The following is a 4,709-nucleotide window of genomic DNA, read 5'->3' as shown; positions in this document are numbered from 1 at the left end:
GGCCTCGCGGCCGGCAAGGCCATCGACCGGTCAGCGACCTTGGCCGCCGCACGCGCCCAGAACCCGGAACGATTCGGCACCACGGCCGACCCGAAGATCCTCGCCCTGCTCGGCACCACCTGGATCAACAAACCAGCCGAGCAAGAAGAGAAGGAACAGGAAGCAAAACTAGCCGCCTAAACTCACGCTGGCCTCATTCACCTTGACAAATTCCGCAGGGCCACAACGATACCGATGAAACCTAAGACCAGGAACCACCGACGGCGACTCACCCATCTCACTACCGCGTCTTGGGATCGATGCTTTTGGCTCGCTGAAAAGACGCGCATCGGGTCATGCAATCAGATCCCCGGTGCTGCAAAACGCAAAAAAGGCCCGGTTACAACGCCGTGTGCCCCCGATCGGGCACCGATGCACTTTTCACTCAGTCGTTCACAGGCCGCGGAGTCAACGAAGTACGATGCGGGGGCCGTGTTGCCACCGCAGCGCGCAGCACTAGGAAGAACCAAGCGAGCGCAGAGCAAGCTGTGCCGATTGCGTATGCCCAGACGGCTCCAGACAACCCCCAGAGTAAAGCACCGATGATGGGGAAGAATATGGCACAAATAGTCTGCACTATGCGACCGACGAGCAATGTACGTCCGCCGGCATGGGTTCTCGCTATTACGAAATAGTAGTGGCCGAGAAAGCTGGCAGAGACGAATAGTGCCGTGGGAAGAGCGTAGGCAACCACTGACGTGAGTGACCCCAACTGCAAGCGTTCAACCCGAACAAACTCCAACGCCAAGAACGCGGCCAAGCCAAACCCGATACTCAAGACGAGCGAAGTCCAGACTCGTCGTGAGGACCCATGCGTCGAAAGCGGAGCGCCAGCCAGAGTCGGCCGGAGCGGATCCAAGATTAGCCTGACGGGCGCGGACACGTTCGAGACTGCGCGGTAGACCCCAAACCCGGTTATGCCCAAGATAGGAGCCACGACGAAAGGCGTGCCAATGGCTCCAAGATCCATCAGCGCCGAGTCCCGCAGCAATGGAGATATGTGCCGCATGTGGGCCTTAACCCATCGTGAAACAACACCGATGCCCTGCACGCCGGGGCGAGGTGACATGATCGCGGACGCGACGGACCCCATAGTCCAAGCTATCGAGAGCATGAGCAATCCGGGCATAGGAATGGCATGCAGGCCAAACCAGACGACGAGGATAGTCAAGAACCCTGCAAGATCCGACACCAAGATCGTAGACCACTTGCTATCCCTCGCCAGGTAATAGCGCGCCCCGGAACGATAGGTGCTTGCGGCCACCGCGACTGAACCACTGACCGCGACGATTTTCAAGTCTGGGATGAACAGCGACACAACCAGGGTTAGTGCACCAGCACCGAGCGCAAGATAAACAAGCACACTCGAATAGTCACGCCAAGTCGAGCGGACACGGTCATGCACATCGGTGCGCAGCCATGGCTCACAAATTAGAGAGAGCGAAATTGAACTGGCCAACGCGAAGCACAGATACTGCAGTGAAAACGCCCCGAATTCACTCGGCAGAAGCGTAAGAAGGCCCAGCATTTGAATAGAGAGAACGAACATGGCATTGGCGGCGGTTGCTGCTGCAGCTGCTCCAACCGCCGCACGGGATCGGCGCCCTGATCTCGAATCTCCCGGTGGGCGATTAGAGCCGTTCGACATGCGCCCCGCTAAGCCGGTTCTTCGTGTCGAGAACTGGCGTACCGCCCAGGTTCAGCGCCTGGAGGTCCAGCTCATCATGATCGGTGATCAAGACTGCAATATCCGCCCTCTGGAGAGATTCAACTGTCAGATCAGTCTTCTCAACTCCGCGCGGCCAACGATTCGATTCCACATGACCATCGACCGCCAACACTTTCGCACCATACTCATGGAGCAGCTCGATCAGACGAGTAGACGGAGCCTCTCGGATGTCGCCCGTATTCTTTTTGTACGCAAGCCCGGCGATGAATACGGTTGAGCCGTTTAGGGACTTGGACTTCGTGTTCAGCATTGTCATCAGCCTCTGGACTACGTAGTCCGGCATGTGATCGTTGATATCGTTCGCCAATTCGACGAATCGAAAATTCTGGCCCAATTTCCGCCGGACCTGCCATGAGAGATAGCTCGGGTCCACAGGAAGGCAGTGTCCGCCCACACCTGGACCGGGTGTGAATCTCATGTAGCCGAAAGGCTTTGTGGATGCAGCGTCAATCGACTCCCAGACGTTCACGCCCAACTGGTGCGCGAAAATCGCTAGTTCGTTCACGAGCGCGATGTTCACATGGCGGAATGTGTTTTCAAGAAGCTTCGTGAGCTCCGCTTCCTTCGGGGAGCTTACGGGCACTGTCGTGTTGACCAAATCATCATAAAAGCCCTGAACTTTTGCGAGAGATTCTTGGTTCAGCCCGGAGACGACCTTGGGGGTTTCCACGAAGCCCCAGACCTTGTTTCCAGGGTCAATCCGCTCTGGGCTGTATCCAACGAAGAAGTCAACGCCGGCTGTCAGTCCAGATCCTGCTTCAAGGAGGGGGACGAGGAGCTCCTCTGTGGTCCCGGGATAAGTCGTCGATTCAAGAATCACAGTGGCACCCTTCGTGAGCCTAGCCGCCAACGACCTGCTCGCTTCCTCCATGAAGCTCAGGTCTGGCAGGCTCTCACGAAGAGGAGTCGGAACAGTGATGACCGCAACGCCGAAATTCGCAACGTCGTTGTAGTCCGTCGTCGCGAGGTACCGACCGGTTTCGAGAGCCGCCCGGAGTTGAGCGTCAGAAATATCGTCGACATATGATTTCCCCTCGCAGAGGCTCCTGATGCGCGGCGCATCAACGTCAACACCAACTACCGTGTAGCCCACTTCCACGGCTCGTATGGCAACGGGAAGGCCGACGTAACCTTGGCCAACTACAACGACGATCCGGCTATCTACTGTCATTTCCCCATGTCCTACCTGCGGCGGGAATGCAAGATGCAGTTCATCTTCCCCCAGCTGGAATATTACCAGTACCCAAATGACCCACAGTCGCATCGACTGCTTTGACCACGCGTCCCATGAGTATTTGAAGCCTTGAGCGCCACCAGTTATTGCGGTTGAGCGCCACTGAATATTGCGTTTCAGCGCCACTGGGTATTGCCGGTGAGCGCCAGCGGTTCAGCTCGCGCTCACCGGCGTGGGTTACGCCGCGTTGTCCGCGGTGTGTTCGCGCATGTTGGTGCCGCCGGTCTCGATCCAGATCGTGCGGTGCACGATGCGGTCCATGATCGCGTCGGCGTGAACGCCGGAGCCCAGGCGTTGATGCCAGTCCTTCTTGGCGTACTGGGTGAATATTGGCTTCGTTGGGCACCACTTGTGGTGCGGTTGAGCCCCACTGTTCAGATGCGTGATTCGTATCGTTCAGCCCCACTACCGGCGTGGTTGAGCACCACCTGAAAAGCTCCTTCCACCATGTGAGCGCCACACGGTGGAAGGAGTACCGGTAATGGTACGGAAGATCAAAGCGAAGCAGATCCTGCAGCTGCGAAATCAGGGTTTGTCGCGACGGGCGATCGAGTCCGCTCAGGGGATGTCCAGACACAGCATTCGGGCTGTGCTCGATGCAGCAGAGCGGCTCGGGCTCGGCTGGGACGACGTCGCGGAGTTGTCGGAGGCCGCGGTGTATTCGATGCTGTTCCCCGGCCGCGGCGTGCACGAGAGTGTCTTCGCGCAGCCGGACTGGGCGCGGGTGCATACGGAGTTGGCTCGGGTCGGGGTGACGTTGAAGCTGTTGCGCCAGGAGTATGTCGACGCAGCGGCGATGGCGCAGGCGGTTGCGTCCAATAGCGTGGTGTAACCCGGCCCTGATGGGCGTGTTGCACCGATGTGAGGCGGCCACCGCGTGATTCTTGGAAAGACCGATCAAGTCTTTTCCGAAGGAGTACACGCGATGACCGCACCCCATTTTATTGACCCGGCCCGTTTCCTGTCCGAACAACTCGAGCAAGCCTCGCCGGACCTGATGCGACAGATGCTGACCACGTTCATCAACGCGTTGATGAGCGCCGAGGCCGAAGCCGTCTGCGGCGCCGAATACGGCCAGATATCCGCCGACCGGACCAACTCCCGCAACGGCTACCGGCACCGGGATTTCGACACCCGCACCGGCACCCTCGACGTCGCGATCCCGCGAGCTACGCACCGGCACCTACTTCCCGGACTGGCTCCTCGAGCGCCGTCGCCGCGCCGAGGCCGCCCTGACCAGCGTCGTGGCGACCTGCTACCTGCTCGGGGTGTCGACCAGGCGGATGGAGAAACTCGTCGAGTCCCTCGGCATCACCCGTCTTTCCAAGTCGCAGGTGTCGATCATGGCCAAGGACCTCGACGAGCAGGTCGAGCAGTTCCGCACCCGTCCCCTCGACGCTGGCCCCTACACATTCGTCGCCGCCGACGCCCTGGTGCTGAAGGTCCGCGAGGGCGGCCGAGTCGCCAACGTCCACGCGCTCCTCGCGACGGGCGTGAACAAGGACGGGCACCGCGAGATCCTGGGCCTGCAGGTCACCAGCACCGAAGACGGCGCCGGCTGGCTCGGCTTCTTCCGCGACCTGACCGCCCGTGGCCTGACCGGCGTGAAACTCGTCACCAGCGACGCGTATGCCGGCCTCGTGGCCGCGATCGGGGCGACCTTGCCCGGTGCGACCTGGCAGCGCTGCCGCACCCACTACGCCGCGA

General features: G+C 60.0%; 2 protein-coding genes and 3 pseudogenes. 3 read left to right on the top strand and 2 right to left on the bottom strand.

The window, feature by feature from the left end:
- Positions 1-180, top strand: a pseudogene (locus E3T24_RS17340) (hypothetical protein); the annotation flags it as partial.
- Positions 181-1,670: 1,490 nt separating this feature from the next.
- On the opposite strand, the gene E3T24_RS09285 reads toward E3T24_RS17340, so the two are convergent.
- Positions 1,671-2,939: a nucleotide sugar dehydrogenase gene (locus tag E3T24_RS09285; RefSeq protein WP_134434536.1), complete on the bottom strand. Its 1,269-nt coding sequence runs from the start codon at positions 2,937-2,939 to the stop codon at positions 1,671-1,673.
- Positions 2,940-3,179: 240 nt separating this feature from the next.
- Positions 3,180-3,332 (bottom strand): ATP-binding protein, encoded by a 153-nt coding sequence (locus E3T24_RS17645; protein ID WP_277871428.1) that lies wholly within the window; start codon positions 3,330-3,332, stop codon positions 3,180-3,182.
- Between the two features lie 151 nt (positions 3,333-3,483).
- On the opposite strand from E3T24_RS17645, the pseudogene E3T24_RS09275 reads away from it, so the two are divergent.
- Both E3T24_RS09275 and E3T24_RS09270 read left to right on the top strand, forming a co-directional pair.
- A pseudogene (locus tag E3T24_RS09275) lies at positions 3,484-3,789 on the top strand (IS21 family transposase); the annotation flags it as partial.
- 138 nt (positions 3,790-3,927) lie between these two features.
- Positions 3,928-4,709: pseudogene (locus tag E3T24_RS09270) on the top strand (IS256 family transposase); the annotation flags it as partial.

Source organism: Cryobacterium sp. TmT2-59, assembly GCF_004403545.1.
Taxonomy (GTDB): domain Bacteria; phylum Actinomycetota; class Actinomycetes; order Actinomycetales; family Microbacteriaceae; genus Cryobacterium; species Cryobacterium shii.
The sequence above is the reverse complement of the archived record's forward strand: the minus strand, read 5'-3'. Positions and strand labels throughout refer to the sequence as shown.